Origin of the sequence: Faecalibacterium sp. DFI.5.82, assembly GCF_029076575.1 — a bacterium.
Taxonomy (GTDB): domain Bacteria; phylum Bacillota; class Clostridia; order Oscillospirales; family Ruminococcaceae; genus Faecalibacterium; species Faecalibacterium duncaniae.
This window is the reverse complement of sequence record NZ_JARFIS010001105.1, coordinates 1-289: the sequence shown is the minus strand read 5'-3', so window position 1 is coordinate 289 and position 289 is coordinate 1. Positions and strand designations below refer to the sequence as shown.

Genomic DNA, 289 nt, shown 5'->3' with positions numbered 1-289 from the left:
AAAAGACATCTACAGGAGGCCCATGACATGATAGACTATACTCTCATCGGAAAACGCATCCAAACACAGCGGTTGGAAAAAGGCATCACACAGGAAAAGCTGGCGGAGCAGGTAGGCATCTCGGTGGTATATCTCTCCAAAATCGAGAATGGGCGGGTCTATCCAACCCTGGAAACCCTCTCTAACATCTGCACCTAGCTGGATACTGAGCTTGCAGCGATTCTGACCAACACGGAAGTGGCCCGCAAGGACTATGCGAACGATCGAGAAGTGGAATTATTCAACGCCT

General features: G+C 49.8%; 1 protein-coding gene. It reads left to right on the top strand.

Translation table 11 applies throughout. The annotated features are described in order from the left end of the window. Positions 1–198 (top strand): helix-turn-helix transcriptional regulator (locus P0G09_RS20345; protein ID WP_275253588.1); only part of this gene is annotated, 198 nt, incomplete at its 5' end. Positions 199–289: the final 91 nt, after the last annotated feature.